Genomic DNA, 18,945 nt, shown 5'->3' on the forward strand with positions numbered 1-18,945 from the left:
CGCCCGTCGGGCTCCCTTGTCGACGCCGATGTGTCAGCGCCCGACAGGGGTGCGGGGAACGGCGCGAGCGGCCACGACGTGACCGCACTCGAACACCGGCTCCACCTGGCCCCCCTCGCGGCGTACTCCCGGTTTCTCGATGAGCTCGCCGACCGGATCGCCGTAGGTGTGGCCGCCGTCGTCGCCGTCCTCGACCCCGGCTGCGTGGTGCTCGGCGGAGAGGTCGGGCCGGCCGGCGGCGCGGCGCTCGCCGTACGCGTCGAGGCCCGGCTGCGCCGGATGTCCCCGATGGCCACGGAGGTGCGGGCAAGCACCCTCGGCGGCGCGGCCGTCCTGCGCGGCGCCCTGCTGACCGCCCGGGAGCACGCCCAGGACGACCTGTTCGCGCCCCCCGACCGCTGACCCCGGCCCGCGCACCGTCAGCGCCGGGCCAGGAACTCCTCGAACGTGCCCTTCCCCACGGCCCGTTCCGGCGCCAGATGACCACCGTCCCGCAAGGCCCGGTACACCCCGCCGAACAGTGGCACCCCGACCAGCGCCCGGCGCCGCCCGCTCGCCGCCAGGTACGCCCGCGCCAGCGACTCCAGCGACCGCACCTCGGGCCCGCCCATGTCGGCCACCCGCCCCGCCGGCCCCGCACCGGCCAACTCCGCCAGGCGGCCGGCGACTTCGCCCACCTCGATCGGCTGGCCGGCCACCCCGCGGGGCACCGGCAGCACCGGCGCCTTCGCAAGCCCCTCGAACAGCGTCACCAGCAGATCGTGGAACTGCGTCGTGCGCAGCACGGTCCAGCCCAGCCCTGACTCCTCGACCAGCCGTTCCACCGCGAGCTTCGCCCGGTAGTAGCCGAGCGGCACCCGGTCCACCCCCACGATCGAGATGTACAGGAGATGGCCCACCCCGGCCCGCCGCGCCGCCGCGACCAGGTTCGCCGCCGCCCGCTCGTCACCGCCCCCGGGGGTGCTCGCGCAGTGCACGACCGTTTCCACGCCGGTCAGCGCGGCGTCGAGACCGGCCCCACCTGCGCGCAGGTCCACGGCGTAGGGCCCGGCGTGCCGGCTGAGCACCCGCACCTCGTGGCCGTCCGCCCGCAGCCGCCCGACGACGAGCCTGCCCAGCGTTCCGGTTCCGCCGGTCACCAGGGTCGTGGTCATGTCGTTCCGTCCCTCCGGACACCGGGCGTTCCCGGCCGGAACGCCCCTCCGGCGAGTACGACCCCGCAGGTGCCGGGAGATGTGACATCGGCGCGACCCGGCGACGGGCAAGGGCCGTCGTCACCGCCGCCGGGCCGACCGCACCCTAAATGGACTAGACCAGCGGGGTCAATAGGGTGAATCAAAGTCAAGAATGCGGGCCGGTACGGCCGTTGAGCACATGGCGTCCCTGGTGAGAAGTCCAGCGACACCGACTGTGAGGCAGCCCACACGGTTCCCCTGTATGGACTACCATCGGGCGTGGCACACTGGCGGTGTACCAGAAGCAGCGCACTCCGGGGTCGGTGAAACTCCGAACCGGCGGTTACAGTCCGCGACCCGTCCGCTTCCAGCGGCCGGTTGACCAGGTGGAATTCCTGGACCGACGGTTAAAGTCCGGATGGGAGGCAGTGCGCGGCGGGCGAGCATGTACATGTGCGCGCCGCCGTATCTGGTCTCGTCCGATTACCGGGCGGGACCTTGTCGGCGTCGCCCCGGTGTGCTCACCCGTACATTCTGTCGTCCTTCGACAGGCCCCGGAGTCCGTGCCCCGTTGAGGCAGGAGGACCCGGGAAGTGTTCACCGGAATCGTCGAAGAGCTGGGTGAGATCACCGCCGTCGAGAACCTCGGCGACGCCTCCCGTTTCCGGCTCCGTGGCCCCGTAGTGACCCAGGGCGCACAGCACGGCGACTCCATCGCCGTGAACGGGGTCTGTCTGACCGTCGTGGAGCACGAGGGCGACGAGTTCACCGCCGACGTCATGGCGGAGACCCTCCAGCGTTCCTCCCTCGGCGCCCTGGGCGTCGGCTCCCGCGTCAACCTGGAGCGTCCCACCGCCGTCGGCTCCCGCCTCGGCGGCCACATCGTGCAGGGCCACGTCGACGGCACCGGCGAGGTGCTGGCGCGCACCCCCTCGGAGAACTGGGAGATCGTCAAGGTCTCGCTCCCGGCTCACCTCGCCCGCTACGTCGTGGAGAAGGGCTCCATCACGGTCGACGGCATCAGCCTCACCGTCGTGGAGGCGGCCCAGGACCACTTCACCGTCAGCCTCATCCCCACCACCCTCGACCTGACCACGCTCGGCCACAAGCAGCCCGGCGACCCGGTCAACCTCGAGGTCGACGTGGTCGCCAAGTACGTCGAGCGGCTGCTCGCGAACACGCGGGGAGCGGGCAAGTGAACTGGCTGAACTCCGAGGCGTTCACCCTCCTCCACCAGCGCATCATCTGGTCGGACATGATCGGCAACATCCTGGGCCTGATCACCCTCGCCCTCGGCTGGCGGCGCTCCCTGCTGACCTGGCCGGTGCAGTTCCTCTCCGGCCTGGTCCTGTTCGTCGCCTTCTACGGTCACCTGGCCGGCAGCGCGGGCAAGCAGGTCGTCGTCATGGTGGTCGCCCTGTACGGCTGGTGGCAGTGGAACCGGAACAAGGGCCGGTCCGGCGACGGTCACATCGTCCCCCGCTTCGCCACCTGGCGTGAGCGCGGCGCGATGCTCGTCGCCGCGGCCGTCGGCACGGTCGCCGTCGCCCTGCTCTTCAAGGCCTTCCCGTCCCTGTCCTGGGACCCCTGGCCGGACGCCTACATCTTCGTCGGCACGATCGTTGCGATGTACGCCCAGGCCCGCGGCATGGTCGAGTTCTGGATCGCCTGGCTCCTGGTCGACGTGGTCGGCGTCCCCCTGAACTTCGCCAACGGCTACGCCTTCTCCGGCTTCGTCTACGTCATCTACGGCGCGCTCGTCCTGTGGGGCATGCGCGACTGGTGGCTGCGCTCCCGCCAGGGCTCGCGGCCCGCTCTGGAAGGAGCACCCGCATGACCGCGGCACCCGTTCTCCACCGCACCCACGACATCGACGGACTCACCCTCGACCCGGTCGAGCAGGCCATCGCCGACATCGCCGCCGGCCGCCCGATCGTGGTGGTCGACGACGAGGACCGCGAGAACGAGGGCGACCTCGTCATCGCCGCGGAGAAGGCCACCCCCGAGATCATCGCCTTCATGATGAGCGAGTGCCGCGGCCTGATCTGCGCCCCCATGGAGGGCGACGAACTCGACCGGCTCCGGCTGCCGCAGATGGTCGAGGACAACACCGAGTCCATGAAGACCGCGTTCACCGTCTCCGTGGACGCCTCCGCCGCGCACGGGGTCACCACCGGCATCTCGGCCGCCGACCGCGCCACCACCCTCCAGCTGCTGGCGAGCGGTGCGGCCGAGCCCACCGACCTCGTCCGCCCCGGCCACGTCTTCCCGTTGCGCGCCCGCCCCGGCGGCGTCCTCACCCGCAACGGCCACACCGAGGCCGCCGTCGACCTCGCCCGCCTCGCGGGCCTGCGTCCCGCCGGTGCCATCGTGGAGATCGCCGGCGAGGACGGCCGGATGCTCCGCCTGCCCGAGCTGATCCCGTTCGCCCGCAAGCACGGCCTGACGATCATCTCCATCGCGGACCTGATCACCTACCGCCGGTCCGCCGAACCGGCCGTCCGCCGCGAGGCCGAGGTCAAGCTGCCCACCCGGCACGGCGCCTTCACGGCGTACGGCTACCGCTCCGTCACCGACGGCGTCGAGCACGTCGCCCTCGTGCACGGGGAGATCGGCGACGGCGAGGACGTCCTGGTCCGCGTCCACTCCGAGTGCCTCACCGGGGACGTCTTCGGCTCCGCCCGCTGCGACTGCGGCCCCCAGCTCGACGAGGCGCTCGACCGGATCCAGGCAGAGGGCCGCGGCATCGTCGTCTACCTGCGCGGACACGAGGGCCGCGGCATCGGGCTGCTGTCCAAGCTGCGCGCCTACGAACTCCAGGAACGCGGCCGCGACACCCTCGACGCCAACCTCGAACTCGGCCTGCCCGCCGACGCCCGCGACTACCGCGCGGGCGCCCGGATCCTGGCCGACCTCGGCGTCCACAGCGTCCGCCTGATGACCAACAACCCCGACAAGAGCGACGCGCTGCTCAGCCACGGTCTGAGGATCAGCGGGCGCGAGCCGATGCCCGTGCAGGCGGGCGAGCACAACCTCCGTTACCTGCGCACCAAGCGGGACCGGATGGGCCACGACCTGCCCTGGCTGGACACGGCGGCCGTGGCCACCTGCGCGAACCAGTAGAGACACAGCACTGAGGAGAGACGTACGTGAGCGGCAAGGGTGCACCGGAGTTGTCCGTACGCAATGTCAGCGACCTGCGGGTCGCCGTCATCGCGGCCCAGTGGCACGAGAAGGTGATGGACGGACTGGTGGACGGCGCCCTGCGCGCCCTGCGCGAGCTGGGGATCGACGAGCCCACCCTGCTCCGGGTCCCCGGCACCTGGGAACTCTCGGTCGCCGCGAAGGTCCTCGCCGGACGCGGCTACGACGCGGTGGTCGCCCTCGGCGTCGTCATCCGCGGCGGCACCCCGCACTTCGAGTTCGTGTGCCAGGGCGTCACCCAGGGCCTCACCCAGGTCTCCGTCGAGACCGGTGTCCCCGTCGGCTTCGGCGTGCTCACCTGCGACAACGAGGAGCAGGCCCTGGACCGCGCAGGCCTGCCCGGCTCGAACGAGGACAAGGGCCACGAGGCGGTGACCGCGGCGGTGGCGACGGCGGCCACCCTCCGCTCGGTATCCGAACCCTGGCACTGAGCGAGGCGGCGTTTGGCGTAGTCTGGCGCTCACCATGTCCAACAAGACTTTCGAGGAGCTCTTCACCGAGCTCCAGCACAAGGCCGCCCACGGCGACCCCGCCACGTCCCGCACCGCCGAGCTGGTCGGCAAGGGCGTCCATGCCATCGGCAAGAAGGTCGTCGAGGAGGCCGCCGAGGTCTGGATGGCCGCCGAGTACGAGGGCAAGGAGGCGGCCGCCGAGGAGATCTCGCAGCTGCTCTACCACGTCCAGGTGATGATGGTCGCCCGCGGGATCTCGCTGGACGACGTCTACGCCCACCTGTGAAACCCCTTTCGGACACCCCCCTTTCAACCCTCTTTCAGCCCTCTTTCGAAGCGAAGGAAGCCGACCTCATGCTGCGCATCGCCGTCCCCAACAAGGGTTCCCTCTCAGGCCCTGCGGCGGACATGCTGCATGAGGCCGGCTACCGGCAGCGCCGGGAGTCCAAGGAACTCCGTACCGTCGACCCGGTCAACGACGTGGAGTTCTTCTACCTGCGCCCCCGCGACATCGCGATCTACGTCTCCTCCGGCCGCCTCGACATCGGCATCACCGGCCGCGACCTGCTGGTGGACTCCGGCGCCAACGCCGAGGAGATCCTCCCGCTCGGCTTCGCCCGCTCCACCTTCCGCTTCGCCGCCAAGCCGGGCGCCGCGAGCACCCTGGGGGACCTCAAGGGCAGGACCGTCGCCACCTCCTACGAGGGCATCGTCGCCAAGCACCTCGCCGACAGCGGCGTCGACGCCTCCGTCGTCCACCTCGACGGTGCCGTGGAGACCGCCATCGAGCTGGGCGTCGCCGAGGTCATCGCCGACGTCGTCGAGACCGGCACCAGCCTGCGCAACGCCGGCCTGGAGGTCTTCGGCGAGCCGATCATGAAGTCCGAGGCGATCGTGGTCCGCCGTACCGGTGCCGACGCCGAGGAACCCAAGGTCCAGCAGTTCCTGCGCCGCCTCCAGGGCGTCCTGGTCGCCCGGACGTACGTGATGATGGACTACGACTGCCGGGTCGAGCAGCTGGAGAAGGCCGTCGCCCTCACCCCGGGCCTGGAGTCGCCGACCGTCTCCCCGCTGCACAACGAGGGCTGGGTCGCCGTCCGTGCCATGGTCCCCGCCAAGGACGCCCAGCGGATCATGGACGACCTGTACGAGCTCGGCGCCCGCGCCATCCTGACCACGGCCATCCACGCCTGCCGTCTCTGAGGGCCCGCGAGAGATGTCCGAGCCGCCCACCCTGCCCGTCACCTTCCGGCCGGGCCACACCCGCGCGATCCTGCTCACCGCGGGTGCCGCGATCTTCCTCACCATCTCCGGCGTCGCGCTGCTCCTGGAGCAGCTCGGCCCGGGGGAGAAGCTCAGTTTCGTCCTCACCGGCGCACTGATCTTCTGGGTGCTGGCGCGGCTGGCCCGCGTGAAGGTCGTCGCGGAGGAGTCCGGCGTCACCGTCGTCAACATCGCCGGCGAGCGGCACCTGGAGTGGGCGGAGATCCTCCAGGTGAACCTCCGCCCGGGTGACCCGTGGGTGTTCCTCGACCTCAGCGACGGCACCAGCCTGCCCGCGCTCGGCATCCAGCCGGGCATCGCCAGGCGGCGCGCGATCGCCGACGCCAAGGCCCTGCGAGCCCTCGCCGAGGCCCGCGCGATCCACGACCCCGAGCAGCATCAGGGCTGAGTTCACGCAACTTCGGGGGCGCCTCGGGGCCGTCGGCCCTGCCGCAACGGCCCCGGTCTTGATTAATCTGTTGGCGGAGGCTTTTCACGTCCCGCCTCCGCCCCTGTCGCGCGCCCCGCGCACAGGGGTTCCTGCTACCCGAGGAGTGACCCTCTCCGGCGATGGACGGATCGTCCTGTAGTACCTGCGCCGCCCCCTCCCGACATACCGCGGACCGCTCCGGCCCCGTCCGCGACGAAGCGGAGGCGGCGGCATCATGACCACCCCCCTGCTGCTCCTGGCAGCCGCGTTCCTGCTCATCCTGGCCAACGGCTTCTTCGTGGCCGCCGAGTTCGGACTGGTCACCGTCGAGCGCCCGGAGGCCGAGAAGGCCGCCGTCGACGGCGACAGGCGTGCCCGTACGGTCGTCGAATCGCTGAAGGAGCTGTCCTTCCAGCTGTCCGGCACCCAGCTCGGCATCACCATCACCTCCCTGGTCGTCGGCATGCTCGCCGAACCGGCGCTGGCCGCGCTGCTGCGCGGCCCGTTCACCGCGATCGGCCTCCCCGCGGGCGCCGTCTCCGGTATCGCCGTGGTCGTCGGCATGCTGCTGGCCTCGGCCATCCAGATGGTGATCGGCGAACTCGTACCCAAGAACTGGGCGGTCTCCAAGCCCCTCCAGGTCGCGCGCTTCGTCGCCGGCCCACAGGCCCGCTTCTCCCGGCTCTTCCGCCCGGTCATCGCCGCGCTGAACACGGTCGCCAACCGGCTCGTGCGCGCCCTGGGCGTCGAACCGGCCGAGGAGCTGGCGTCCGCCCGCACCCCCGGCGAGCTGGTCTCCCTGGCCCGGCACTCGGCCCAGGCCGGCGCCCTGGAGCAGGACACGGCCGACCTGTTCGTCCGCACCCTGTCCCTGGGCGAGCTGACCGCCCAGCACGTCATGACCCCCCGGGTGAAGGTCAGCGCGCTCCAGGACTCGGCGACCGCCGAGGACGTCGTCAACCTCACCCGGGCCACCGGCCTGTCCCGCTTCCCCGTCTACCGGGAGAAGATCGACGAGATCGTCGGCATGGCCCACCTCAAGGACGCACTGGCGGTGCCCGTGCACGAACGGCTGCACACCCCGGTGGGCCGCATCGCCCGCCAGGCGCTGCTGGTCCCCGAGACCCTTCCGGTGCAGCCCCTGCTGGCACGGCTGCGCAGCGAACAGCCCATCGCGGTCGTCGTCGACGAGTACGGCGGCACGGCCGGCGTGGTCACCCTGGAGGACATCGTCGAGGAACTCGTCGGCGAGGTCCGCGACGAGCACGACAGCCCGGACGCGCCGGAACTCTCCGCCGTCCCGTCCCAGGACGGCAAGCCGGCCTGGGACGTCGACGGCAGCGTCCGCGTGGACATCCTCCAGCGGATAGGCCTGGACGTGCCGGAAGGCCCGTACGAGACGGTCGCCGGACTGGTCGCCGACCTGCTCGGCCGCATCCCGGCGCCCGGCGACCGCGCGGAGCTGCCCGGCTGGCGGCTGTCGGTCCGCCGGGTCGGCCACTACCGCGCCGAACGCGTCCGCCTGGTCCGGGTCGCCCCCGCAGTGGCGGAGGCCGCCCGATGAGCGTTCTCCAACTGGTCTTCGCCGGGTTGCTGGTACTGGCCAACGGCTTCTTCGTGGGCGCGGAGTTCGCCCTGGTCTCGGTCCGCCGCAGCCAGGTCGAACCGCTGGGCACGGCGCGGGCCCGCCAGGTGCTGTACGGCCTGGAACGCCTCCCGCAGATGATGGCCGCGGCCCAGTTCGGCATCACGGTCTGCTCGCTGACCCTGGGCGCTGTGGCCGAACCGACCGTGGCGCATCTGCTGGAGCCGTTGTTCGAGGCGATCCACCTGCCCGAGGGCGTGATCCACCCCCTCGGCTATGTGATCGCGCTGGCCGGTGTCGTCTTCTTCCACCTCGTCATCGGTGAGATGGTGCCGAAGAACCTGGCGATGGCGGCACCGGAGAAGGCGGCGCTCTGGCTGAGTCCCGGCCTGGTGGCCTTCGCCCGGGTGTGCCGGCCGATCACGGTCGCCCTCGGCGCCTGCGCGCAGGGCATCCTCAAGCTCTTCCGGGTGGAACCGAAGGACGAGGTCGAGGCCGTCGTCACCAGCGAGCAGCTGAACCGGCTCCTGGAGGACTCCGGCCAGGCGGGACTTCTCGACCCCGAGGAGCGGGAGCGCCTGGAGGACGCGCTGGAACTGGGTTCCCGCCCGGTGACGGACGTCCTCCTGCGACGCGAGTCCCTGATCACGGTCCCGCCGTCGGTCACCCCCGGCCAGATCGTCGAGCTCACCGCCCGCACCGGGTACTCCCGTTTCCCGGTGGCGGCCGAGTCCGGCTCCTTCATGGGCTACGTGCACGTGAAGGACGTCCTCGACCTGGAGGACTCGGAGCGGGCGGTGCCGCAGCAGGTGTGGCGCCCGATGACGACGCTCCGGGCGGAGCTCCCGCTGGACGACGCCCTGACGGTGATGCGCCGGGCGGCGACCCACCTGGCGCAGGTGGCCGACGGGAAGGGGCGGGTGCTCGGCCTGGCGGCGCTCGAGGACGTCCTGGAGCTGCTGGTCGGTGAGGTCCGCGATCCGGCACACCGAAACCAGCCGGCGTCCCCGAGGGCACCGGAGCCGCGGGGGAGTGGAGAGCCGGAGGAGGTCATGGCCGGGTGAGGCCGTAGTCCGGCTGCGGGCGCGTGGGGGCTGTTCCTCGGTTCCGTCCCCGGCCTTCGGCCGGGGGCCCGAGCGACACCCCCCGCCCCCAGCTACATACCGGCCGCCGGGTCCTGCGGTCCCCGACCCGACAGGACCTCCCCGTACGCCTGCATCAGGTCCGGCAGCCGCAGCGTCGCCAGGTCGTCCCGCGTCAGCACGCCCGGATAGGCCGACAGCCGCAGATCCCGGTACGCGCAGCTCTTCTCGTACAGCGTCCGCAGGAACCGGCCGTTGCCCAGTTCGTCGATCCAGCCCTGGTCGACCACGTGCCCGGCGATGGAGCGCAGCTCCTCCAGGGCCTCCTCGTCCCACGCGTCACCGTTCTCGGCGGCCAGCACCTCCCCGATGGAGGTCAGCTCCGACGGACGGTAGGACGGGAAGTCGACGCGGGTGGTGAAGCGGGAGGAGAGCCCGGGGTTGGCGGCCAGCAGGCGGTCCATGCCCTCCGGGTAGCCCGCCAGGATCACCACGAGGTGGTCGCGGTTGTCCTCGGCCCGCTTCAGCAGCACCTGGAGCGCCTCGTCGCCGTACGCGTCGCCCTTGCCGTACCCGGAGTTGGACAGGGAGTAGGCCTCGTCGACGAACAGCACACCGCCGATCGCGGAGTCGATCAGTTCGTTGGCCTTCACCGCGGTCTGGCCGAGGTACTCGCCCACGAGATCGGCCCGCTGGGCCTCCACCAGGTGGTCCCCGCCCAGCAGTCCCAGAGCGTAGAACACCCGGCCGAGGATCCTGGCGACGGTGGTCTTCCCGGTGCCGGACGGCCCGGAGAAGACGAAGTGGCGTTTCGGCGGCTGCACCGGCAGCCCCTGCCCGGCTCGCAACCGGGCCATGTTCAACTGCGCGGACAGCGCCTTGACCTGCCGCTTCACGGGCTCCAGCCCGACCATGCGCTCCAGTTCGGCGAGCGCCTCCTCGAGTAACGCGGGGTCGGTCGGCCCGGTCGGCAGGGGTGGCGCCGCGGCCACCTTCTCGCGTACCGCCGGGTCGATCACCGACGGCATCGCGCCGGCCGGCGGCTCCGCCTCCCCGAACCGCAGGTCGCGTCCCTCCGTGCCGAACAGCGGGTCGAGCAGGTCGGGCCCGTCCACCATGTCCTGGCCGGCGCCGGTGAGGGTGATCGCCGCGAGGTCGGCGGTGTCGTCGTACCCGTCGCCCTCCGCTATCGCCGCCAGCCGGGCGGAGGTGTCCATGAAGGCCGGGTCCACCCGGTGCACGGCCCGGTACAGGGGGAGCGCGGCGGCGCTGCGGCCGGTGCCCTCGTGCGCCCGGGCCAGCCAGTAGCGCAGCTCCTTGCGCTGCGGCTGCTCGCTGCGGCACCGCATCAGCGCGGCGGAGAGCAGGGGTTCGGCCTGCCCGTACATCTCGAGACGGACGCGGGCCATGCCGCCGAAGAGACCCGCCTCGATGCCGAGCAGGGGATCGTCGAGAAGCGGGTCGGTGTGCCGTACCAGTTGCTCCCAGTCCTTGACCAGATAGGCCCGGCAGGAGTGCAGGAAGCGGACGTGGGGGTCGGCGTCGACGGGCGGCAGTCCGGCCAGGGCCCGGTCGAGTTCCGGGACGTGCCTGCCGTCCAGCCAGTGGGAGGCGTGGGCGAGCAGCAGGTCACGGGGGCTCTCCAGGACCGGCTGCACCCACCAGCCGAGCCAGTACCAGGAGTTGAGCGTGCGGCGGTGCCGGCCGCGCTGTTCGCCGAAGCGGTCCCGGTGCCGGAACATCCGCAGCAGCGCGGTGGTCGTGTCCACCCGCAGCGCGTGCAGGCCGAGCCACGCGTCGGCCATCCCGGGATCCATCCGCACCGCGGTGCGGAACTCCTCCTCGGCCTGCGGATAGGCGCCCATCGTGTAGGCGTCCACGCCTCGCAGCCAGGCGAGGTCGGCCGGGGCCTCGGGGCCCTGCGTGCCGAATTCCATCACGTCCCCCACAAACCGTGCCCCCGTGGTCCAGGCGCCTCCGATGCGGTCCGGTCCACCTGACACCCCCTCGCCCCCGGGCTCCCCCCGATGGCCGCCGTTGGTCGAACCGCTGTGCCGCGGACCGGAGTTGCAGGTGCGCGAAGCAGCCGTTCGAAGGTCGCACCGAGGGCATCGTACCTGCGGTTCCGGTGCCCGCCGAAGGGTGCCGCACAGGCCGTTTGGCGAGGTGGGAGCAGACGGGGCGCACACCGGTCGGTGACCCAGCGTGAGAGCGAGGGCGCGCGCGGCGCACGCAAAAGGGATAAAGGGCAGAACGAAGCCCCCGATCACGGGGGAACAACCGGGGGCTTCGCGTCTGTGGGGCGGCTTCCTGGAGCCGCTCCTTGAGAACGTAAGACCTGTACGACCCTTGGGTCAAGCCGAGTTGAGGTACTCGGGCAACTTCTTCGGGGCGCGTCTTCACAAGTTCAGCACACTGCCGACGGCCCGTCACCGTGGGTGACGACATGGTCCGGTCCAATCGTCTTCGTGGGCCCCGGCAGTACCTCGTACCCCTGCTGCGACTGTGTCACCAGAAGGTCGGCGTACGGTCGGGACGGGTCCTCGGCGAAGTGTTCGCGTTCCTCCTCGACCCACCGGACCCAGAAGTCCCGTTGTTCCGCGCCGTCCCGCGCCCTGCCCCGGGTCCAGGACTCCTCGTGCGGCAGCTCCATCCACAGCAGCCGCGCCAGGTGGGGGCGCAGGGCCCGGCGGCCGGCGCCGACCCCCTCGACCAGGACCACGGGGGCGGGTGGCAGCGGGCGGGAGGGGCCGAAGCGGCGGGTCCGCCAGTCGTAGGGGGAGTAGTGCGCCGTCTCGCCGCGGCCGAGCGGCTCGATCACCTGGGTCAGCAGGCGGCCGGTCCAGCCGAACAGTTCCTCGTGGCTGGCGATGTCGTCGAGGTGCAGCACCGGCGCCCCGCCCAGCGCGCCGGCCAGCCGCCCGGCGAACGTGGTCTTTCCCGAGCCGGCGTGCCCGTCGACGGCGACGAGCCGGACCGGACCGCAGGAAGGGGGCAGGTTGCGGAGTGCGGAGGCGAGGTGGTGAATGACGATTCCCGAGGTGTGCCGCGATGTGGGGTGTTTGCCGGAAACATTCTAGTGGTGCGGCACACGGCGCCCGTTTGTGCCCCCGGAAAGTCACGGCTTGAACTAATTTCGAGTCCGTCTTCGGCAAGGGCCGTCAATATTTCCGCGGCGGCTGACCGATATGTCGAATTCGGACGTTCCCGCCCTCCCCGGCCGTGAGTAAGGTGCCTTCAGCGTGCACGCGTCGCACGGGGACGGACAGGGGAAGATGGCCGCGGAGTTATTCGAGGGGCAGTACGTATGGCATCCGGCGGCCGACGACCGCTTCCTCGCGAGTGTATGCGTGGACGTGCGCGCCGGAAGATATCTGAGCGCCCGCGAGGCACTCGCCGAGACGCGTTCCGACTTCGCCCTGCGTGCCCACCGCTCCCTGGTCCTGGCCTCCGAGGCGGCCGGCACCGACCTGGTCGAACGCTGGCTCGCCGAGGAACCGGGCCCCGAGTCCGCGCTGATGTGGGCCCGCGTCGCCGTGCAGCGCGCGATCCGGGCGGCCGACGCCCGGGACGAGCGGGCCGAGGCGCTGGAGCGGATCGCCCTCACCGCCTGCGAGCGCGCCGCCGCCATGAACCCCGCCGACCCCACGCCCTGGGCCGCCAAGCTGGCCATGGCCCGGCTGCACCGCCCGCACGACGCCGCCCCCGGCGGCCTGCTGACCTCGCCGCCGGGGCCCTGGCGGCTGTTCGCGCACACCCTCAGCCTCGACCCCTGGCACCGCGAGGCGCACCACCGCTTCCTGTCCTTCTTCTTCACCCGCCACGGCGGCTCGGTGACCGCGGCCTGGGACGTCGCCGCCTTCCTCGCCCAGCGGGCCCCCGCCGACTCGGCGCTACGGCTGCTGCCCCTGGTCGCGCTGGTGGAGAGCCACAACCCCACCCAGCTGCTCGCCGAACGGGTCTGGGAGCAGCCCCAGTGGCGCGCCACGGCGCTGGCGATCTACCGCAACTGGCTGCCCGCCGTGGCCGGCTACCGCTTCACCCCGGTGCTCGACCTGGCCTATCTCGCGCACGCGCTGGTCATGGCCCAGCGCGAGTTCGAGGCCCGGGCGGTCTTCACGGCCATGGGGCCGTACGCCTCCCGGATGCCCTGGAGCGTCTTCGGCGAGCCCGCCGAGCAGCTCTCCCGCGCCCGCCGCGCCTGCGGCCTGTCCGTCCCCTCCTAGTCCCCTCGGTCCCCCTCGGTCCCCCTCGGTCCCCCTCGGTCCCCCTCGGTCCCCCTCGGTCCCTCCTGGTCCCTCCTGGCGAAAGGTCGGCAAGTGTCAGAACGCACAGCGGATCCGATCGTGCTCGACGACGACGCGACCCTGCACGCGATGGGATATCCGCGGAAACTCACCCGCCGATTCAAGGCGTTCGACAATTTCGCGATCTCCTTCACCATCATCAATATCCTTTCAGGAATCTTCTCGTCCTTCGGATTCGGTATGAACGCGGGCGGCCCCCGTATTCTCGTGTTCGGCTGGATCGGTGTCTGCGTGCTGGTGCTGTGCATCGGCGCCGCCATGGCGGAGGTCGCCTCCGCCTATCCGACGAGCGGTGCGCTGTATTTCTCCGCGGGCAAACTCGCCAAACGGCACAAGGGCGCCTGGTCCTGGTACACGGGCTGGCTCAACTTCGTGGGCCAGATCGGCGGTACGGCCGCCACCGGATACGCGGCGGCCACCTTCGTCCAGGCGTTCGTCGCTCTCCAGTGGACCTCGTACACGCCCACCGCCCACCAGACGGTGCTGATCACGGCGCTGATCATCGTGCTCCAGGGGCTTGCCAACACCTACACCGTCCAACTCGTCGCCGTGCTGAACCGGATCTCCGTGTGGTGGCTCCTGATCGGACTCGTGGTGATCGTGAGCACACTGACCGTGCTGCCCGACCATCACCGGTCGGCGTCCTTCGTGACGCATTTCGTGAACAACACCGGCTTCACGAACGGCCTTTACGGCGGCATGCTCGGTCTGCTGGTCACCAGCTGGACCTTCACCGGCTTCGACGGCAGCTTCCACATGTCCGAGGAAACGGTCCAGGCGACCGTGAACGCCCCCAAGGGCATCATCCGTTCCATCGGCTATTCGGCGATCACCGGTCTGGTCCTGATGCTGGCCCTCGTCTACAGCATCGGCGACTACGCCAGGGTGGCGAGTTCCTCCGCGCCACCCGTCCAGATCCTCATCGACGGGCTCGGCATGGGCTGGGCCAAGGCGATGCTGCTCGTCGTCATCGGCGCCATGCTCTTCTGCGGCCTCGCCAACCTCACCAGCAACACCCGGCAGATCTTCGCATTCTCCCGGGACGGTGCCATGCCGGGCTCCCGGCTCTGGCACTCGGTATCACCCCGCACCCGGACGCCCGTCAAGGCCGTATGGCTCGCGGTGGCCTGCTCGCTCGCCCTGGTGGTGCCGGGCTGGTGGTCGCACACGGCGTTCACCGCGATCGTCAGCGTCAACGTCGTCGGCCTGTTCCTCGCCTATGCCGTGCCGGTGTTCCTGCGGCTGCGCCTCGGTGCCGAGTTCCAGCCGGGGCCCTGGAACCTGGGCCGCTGGAGCAAGCCGGTCGGCTGGCTCGCGGTGGTCTGGATCCTGCTCAGCAGCGTCCTGTTCATGCTGCCGCAGGCCTCGCCCATCACGGTCGACTCCTTCAACTACGCGCCGATCGCACTCGCCGTCGTCCTGGTCGTGGCCACGGCCTGGTGGTTCGCCACCGCCCGCCGCCGCTTCCAGGGGCCGGTCAGCTACGGCGGCCCCGACGAGGTTGCCGCGATGGACCTCGTCTGACCCTGGGCCCGGTGCCCCGGAGCCTGCCGCCGGGGCCGGCGCCGGGGCCTTTCAGTGGACAGGACCGATATCGGTGGGCGTGGCACGCGCGGAAGTGCTGGTGGGGGCAGGGCGCCTGTTCCATAGTGGGCGCACAGTCCCGCACTCGGACCAGCCACGACGTGCACCCCTGGGGGTCTTCCACCCATGAGCAGAGCCGAACAGCCGTCCCGCAGAACCGTGCTGGCCGCCGCCGTCCGCGTCGCCGCGGCCGCCGTGGCCCAGGGGGCGGTCGCCGCCGTCCCCGCGGCCGCGGCACCGGAGACCGACGCCGAGGCCGGGACCGCCGGCCGGGCCCAAAGTGCCCTGGTCGACTACTGCTCCTGGACCACCTACGACGACTGGCGGACCGGCACCGCCAAGGGGGCCGAGGCCGTCGCCGGCGACCGCCCCGGCGTGGTCGTCGCCACCCCGGCCGGGACCACCACCTACACCGATCCCCACACCGGCAGGACCGCCGACTGGGAGTACGCCACCTGGACCGGCCCGGTGCACCGGCTCGCCGTCCCCGCCACGGAGGCCGTCGCCTCCTGGAACGCGGACACCCCGGCCGGCACCTGGATCCAGGTCGAACTGCGCGGCACCTACTCCGACGGCACCGACACCCCCTGGTACGTGATGGGCCGCTGGGCGGCCGGCGACCAGGACATCAAGCGGACCTCGGTCGACGGCCAGGGCGACGGCAGGAGCAGCATCTCGACGGACACCTTCGCCGTCGGCGACCCCGCCAGCGGGCTGCGTCTCGCGTCGTACCAGCTGCGCCTGACCCTCTACCGCCGGCCCGGTACCGACCTGACCCCGACGGTCTGGCGGCTCGGCGCCATGGGCTCCGACGTCCCCGACCGCTTCACCGTCCCGGCCTCCACGCCCGGCCTCGCCCGGGAACTCCTGGTCCCGCGGTACTCGCAGGAGATCCACAAGGGCCAGTACCCGGAGTACGACAACGGCGGCGAGGCCTGGTGCAGCCCCACCTCCTCGCAGATGATCGTCGAGTACTGGGGCGGCCGGCCCACTCCCGCCCAGCTGGCCTGGGTCGACCCGTCCTACGCCGACCCGCAGGTCTGCCAGGCGGCCCGCTGCACCTACGACCACCAGTACGGGGGCTGCGGCAACTGGCCGTTCAACGCGGCCTACGCGGCCACGTACAAGGACCTCCAGGGCGTGGTGACGCGGCTCGGTTCGCTGACCGACCTGGAGACCCTGATCGCGGCCGGCATCCCGGCCATGACCTCGCAGTCGTTCCTGGCGAGCGAGCTGACGGGCGCCGGTTACGGCACCTCGGGGCACCTGATGACGGTGATCGGCTTCACCGCGGACGGCGACGTGATCGCCAACGACCCCTGCTCGCCCACCGACGACGCGGTCCGGCGGGTCTACCGGCGGCGGGAGTTCGAGAACATCTGGCTGCGCACCAGGCGCTACAACGCCGACGGCAAGGTGACCTCCGGCACCGGTGGGATCTGCTACCTGTACTTCCCGGCCTTCCCGACGCCGGACCAGACCACGGCGCTCGCGGCGGTCGGTGTGCGCTGACCTGGGCTCCTGTGACCAAGCTCTCCGTCGCAAAAGCCGCGATCGGTGGCATGGTGGACGTCATGACCACGCACCCCGCCACCGCTGCCCGCGCCCGTACCGGCGGCCCGAAGGAAGACGGCCCGAAGGTCCTGGAACAGGTCATGGGCTGGACCCTGGTCGTGGTCGTCGCCATGCTGGTCACCCAACTCGGGCTGCTGTGACCTGACGCGCGACCCGAGCTGACATACTGCGGATGTCCCGCAGCCCGTTGAGACCAGGGTCGAAATTGAATATCAGTCAACAGCGTGCCGCCGCCCGCCCGCAGGCGCGCGGCACCGAGCGCTCGGTGGCCCGTCGTGCCGAACTCATCGCCATCGGGCGCAAGTTGTTCGCCGACACCTCGTACGACGCGCTCTCCATGGACGACATCGCCAAGCAGGCGCATGTCGCCAAAGGGCTGATCTACTACTACTTCCAGTCCAAGCGCGGTTACTACCTGGCGATCATCCAGGACTCGGTCGCCGACCTGGTCACGTACGCCTCGAGCGGTCTGGAGCTGCCCCAGGTGGACCGCGTCCACCGCACCATCGACAGCTACCTGCGCTACGCCGAGCACCACCAGGCCGCGTACCGCACGATCGTCAGCGGCGGGGTCGGTTTCGACACCGAGGTGCATGCCATCCGGGACGGAGTGCGCGAGGCGATCGTCGCGACCATCGCCGAGGGCGCCTACGGCCGTACCGACATCGCCCCGCCGGCCCGGATGGGCCTGCTCTCCTGGCTGTGCAGCGTGGAGGGCGCCACCCTCGCGTGGATCGACCGTCCCGAACTCTCCCGCGACACCATGTGCGAACTGCTGGTCAAGACCCTCGGCGGCACCCTGCGCGCGATCGAGGAACTCGACCCGTCCTACCCCGCCCCGGCCCCGGCCCGCCGGGACACGTGACGTGCGCGGGGCGGAGGTCTCGTGGCACCCCCGCCCCGCGCCCCCCGTGGTGGGGGGGCTACTTGATGGCCCTGATCAGCTCACCGTTCACGGTGTCGCCGCTCAGCTCCCAGAAGAAGGTGCCGCCCAGGCCCTGCTGGTTCTTGTAGGTCATCTTGGTCCCGATGGTCGCCGGGGTGTCGTAACTCCACCAGTCGCTGCCGCACTTGGCGTACGCCGTGCCGGCCACCGTGCCGGTCGCCGGGCACTTGCTCTTGAGGACCTTGTAGTCGTCGATGCCCTGCTCGTAGGTCCCCGCCGCCGGTCCGGTCGCCGTGCCGCCGGGGGCCGCCTGGGTGACGCCGGTCCAGCCGCGGCCGTAGAAGCCGATGCCGAGCAGCAGCTTGGCCGCCGGTATGCCGAGCCCCCTGAGCCTGGCGATGGTCGCCGAGGTGTAGTAGTTCGCCGTCGGGATCCCGGAGTAGGAGTTCAGCGGCGAGTGCGGGGCCGTCGGTCCGGTCGAGGCCCAGGCGCCGAAGTAGTCGTAGGTCATCGGGTCGTACCAGTCGACGTACTGCGCCGCGCCTGCGTAGTCGGCCGCGTCGATCTTGCCGCCACCGGTGGCATCGGCCGTGATCGCCGCCGTGACGAGCGAGCCGCTCCCGAACTTCGAGCGCAGCGCCGCCATCACCTTCCTGAAGGCGTCCCGGCCGCTGGTGTCACAGGTGTTGCCGCAGGCGTTCGGGTACTCCCAGTCGATGTCGATGCCGTCGAAGAGACCCGCCCACTTCGAGTTCTTCACCAGGTCGTAGCAGGACTGCGCGAAGGCGGCGGGGTTCTTGGCGGCCTCGCCGAACCCGCTCGACCAGGTCCAGCCGCCGAAGGACCACAGGATCCTGAGGTTCGGGTGCTTCTTCTTCAGCTTCAGCAGCTGGTTGAAGGTGCCGCGCAGCGGCTGGTCCCAGGTGTCCGCGACGCCGTCCACGGACTCGGCGGCGGTGTAGGCGCGGTCGGTCGCCGCGTACGCGTCGCCCATCGCGCACTTGCCGCCGGTCACGTTGCCGAAGGCGTAGTCGATGTGGGTGAGCTTCGCTGCCGAGCCTGAGGTCTCGACGTTCTTGACCAGGTAGTTGCGCTGGTACGTGCCCCATTCCGTGAAATAGCCGACGACCTTGGAGCCGGCCTTCACCTGGGGAGCGGGCGGGGCAGCCGCCGAGGCGGTGCCGGCGCCGGCCAGCAGCCCGGCGCCGAGGACGGCGCAACAGGCCGCGGACAGCAGCGCCCGGAACCGGGAGCGGTGGGAGAGGTGCATCGGGTGTCTCCTCCTGGGGGAGAGGGGAACGCGCGCCGATTGGCATGAACGCGGTAAAGCGTTGGTCATGAACCCTAGGAGGACTAGACCAGTCGGGTCAATGGTGCGGACCAATTTCGGTGCGTTCGGGTG

The 18,945-nt window shown here is 71.1% G+C and carries 19 protein-coding genes and 1 riboswitch; of the genes, 15 read left to right on the top strand and 4 right to left on the bottom strand.

Features of this window, described 5'->3' with window-relative positions:
• A partial coding sequence (locus AB0958_RS23560; protein WP_366892437.1) for an ROK family protein occupies nt 1–402 on the top strand: 402 nt, incomplete at its 5' end.
• A gap of 17 nt (nt 403–419) precedes the next feature.
• Here AB0958_RS23560 and AB0958_RS23565 read toward each other — a convergent pair.
• On the bottom strand, nt 420–1,154 hold the full coding sequence (locus tag AB0958_RS23565; RefSeq protein WP_366892438.1) for an SDR family oxidoreductase: 735 nt from the start codon (nt 1,152–1,154) through the stop codon (nt 420–422).
• Nucleotides 1,155–1,480: 326 nt separating this feature from the next.
• Nucleotides 1,481–1,611: riboswitch (FMN riboswitch) on the top strand.
• A gap of 157 nt (nt 1,612–1,768) precedes the next feature.
• Between AB0958_RS23565 and AB0958_RS23570 the strand changes: the two genes are divergently transcribed.
• The 9 genes from AB0958_RS23570 to AB0958_RS23610 all read left to right on the top strand — a co-directional run bounded on the left by AB0958_RS23570 (nt 1,769) and on the right by AB0958_RS23610 (nt 9,173).
• Nucleotides 1,769–2,374 (top strand): riboflavin synthase, encoded by a 606-nt coding sequence (locus tag AB0958_RS23570; protein ID WP_366892439.1) that lies wholly within the window; start codon nt 1,769–1,771, stop codon nt 2,372–2,374.
• Nucleotides 2,371–3,012 (top strand): nicotinamide riboside transporter PnuC, encoded by a 642-nt coding sequence (pnuC, locus tag AB0958_RS23575; RefSeq protein WP_366892440.1) that lies wholly within the window; start codon nt 2,371–2,373, stop codon nt 3,010–3,012. The genes AB0958_RS23570 and pnuC overlap by 4 nt, the downstream gene beginning before the upstream one ends.
• The gene (locus tag AB0958_RS23580; RefSeq protein WP_366892441.1) at nt 3,009–4,298 is read left to right on the top strand and encodes a bifunctional 3,4-dihydroxy-2-butanone-4-phosphate synthase/GTP cyclohydrolase II; all 1,290 of its coding nucleotides are present in this window, start codon (nt 3,009–3,011) and stop codon (nt 4,296–4,298) included. Before pnuC ends, AB0958_RS23580 begins: the two co-directional genes overlap by 4 nt.
• 26 nt (nt 4,299–4,324) lie before the next feature.
• Nucleotides 4,325–4,810, top strand: coding sequence for a 6,7-dimethyl-8-ribityllumazine synthase (ribH, locus tag AB0958_RS23585; RefSeq protein WP_366892442.1), 486 nt, complete (start codon nt 4,325–4,327; stop codon nt 4,808–4,810).
• A 34-nt stretch (nt 4,811–4,844) separates the two neighbouring features.
• Entirely contained in the window at nt 4,845–5,117 is a 273-nt protein-coding gene (locus AB0958_RS23590) for a phosphoribosyl-ATP diphosphatase (RefSeq protein ID WP_030946750.1), read from the top strand.
• A gap of 68 nt (nt 5,118–5,185) precedes the next feature.
• Nucleotides 5,186–6,034 (top strand): ATP phosphoribosyltransferase, encoded by an 849-nt coding sequence (hisG, locus tag AB0958_RS23595; protein WP_366892443.1) that lies wholly within the window; start codon nt 5,186–5,188, stop codon nt 6,032–6,034.
• Between the two features lie 13 nt (nt 6,035–6,047).
• A complete protein-coding gene (locus AB0958_RS23600; protein WP_366892444.1) occupies nt 6,048–6,503 on the top strand; it encodes a PH domain-containing protein in 456 nt (151 codons plus the stop codon).
• A 256-nt stretch (nt 6,504–6,759) separates the two neighbouring features.
• Complete coding sequence (locus AB0958_RS23605) at nt 6,760–8,088, top strand: hemolysin family protein (protein WP_366892445.1); 1,329 nt, start codon at nt 6,760–6,762, stop codon at nt 8,086–8,088.
• Complete coding sequence (locus tag AB0958_RS23610) at nt 8,085–9,173, top strand: hemolysin family protein (RefSeq protein ID WP_366892446.1); 1,089 nt, start codon at nt 8,085–8,087, stop codon at nt 9,171–9,173. Before AB0958_RS23605 ends, AB0958_RS23610 begins: the two co-directional genes overlap by 4 nt.
• A gap of 92 nt (nt 9,174–9,265) precedes the next feature.
• Here AB0958_RS23610 and AB0958_RS23615 read toward each other — a convergent pair whose 3' ends face one another.
• Together AB0958_RS23615 and AB0958_RS23620 are read right to left on the bottom strand one after the other, a co-directional pair.
• Nucleotides 9,266–11,128, bottom strand: a complete 1,863-nt coding sequence (locus tag AB0958_RS23615; protein WP_366892447.1) for an AAA family ATPase — start codon at nt 11,126–11,128, stop codon at nt 9,266–9,268.
• A 470-nt stretch (nt 11,129–11,598) separates the two neighbouring features.
• On the bottom strand, nt 11,599–12,219 hold the full coding sequence (locus AB0958_RS23620) for a hypothetical protein (RefSeq protein WP_366892498.1): 621 nt from the start codon (nt 12,217–12,219) through the stop codon (nt 11,599–11,601).
• Nucleotides 12,220–12,466: 247 nt separating this feature from the next.
• On the opposite strand from AB0958_RS23620, the gene AB0958_RS23625 reads away from it, so the two are divergent.
• The 5 genes from AB0958_RS23625 (at nt 12,467) to AB0958_RS23645 (ending at nt 17,522) form a co-directional block, all read left to right on the top strand.
• Entirely contained in the window at nt 12,467–13,417 is a 951-nt protein-coding gene (locus tag AB0958_RS23625; protein WP_366892448.1) for a hypothetical protein, read from the top strand.
• Nucleotides 13,418–13,567: 150 nt separating this feature from the next.
• Nucleotides 13,568–15,022 carry an amino acid permease gene (locus tag AB0958_RS23630; RefSeq protein ID WP_366892499.1) on the top strand — a complete coding sequence of 485 codons (1,455 nt, stop codon included), beginning with the start codon at nt 13,568–13,570 and terminating at the stop codon, nt 15,020–15,022.
• Nucleotides 15,023–15,208: 186 nt separating this feature from the next.
• Nucleotides 15,209–16,594, top strand: coding sequence for a peptidase C39 family protein (locus AB0958_RS23635; protein ID WP_366892449.1), 1,386 nt, complete (start codon nt 15,209–15,211; stop codon nt 16,592–16,594).
• 62 nt (nt 16,595–16,656) lie between these two features.
• Complete coding sequence (locus tag AB0958_RS23640; protein ID WP_366892450.1) at nt 16,657–16,797, top strand: SCO1431 family membrane protein; 141 nt, start codon at nt 16,657–16,659, stop codon at nt 16,795–16,797.
• 65 nt (nt 16,798–16,862) lie between these two features.
• Nucleotides 16,863–17,522, top strand: coding sequence for a TetR/AcrR family transcriptional regulator (locus AB0958_RS23645; protein WP_366892451.1), 660 nt, complete (start codon nt 16,863–16,865; stop codon nt 17,520–17,522).
• A gap of 58 nt (nt 17,523–17,580) precedes the next feature.
• Here the strand turns inward: AB0958_RS23645 and AB0958_RS23650 are convergent, their stop codons facing one another.
• A complete protein-coding gene (locus AB0958_RS23650) occupies nt 17,581–18,813 on the bottom strand; it encodes a glycoside hydrolase family 18 protein (protein WP_366892452.1) in 1,233 nt (410 codons plus the stop codon).
• Between the last annotated feature and the right edge of the window lie 132 nt (nt 18,814–18,945).

The sequence above is a fragment of the Streptomyces sp. NPDC006655 genome (genome assembly GCF_040703965.1).
Lineage (GTDB): Bacteria > Actinomycetota > Actinomycetes > Streptomycetales > Streptomycetaceae > Streptomyces.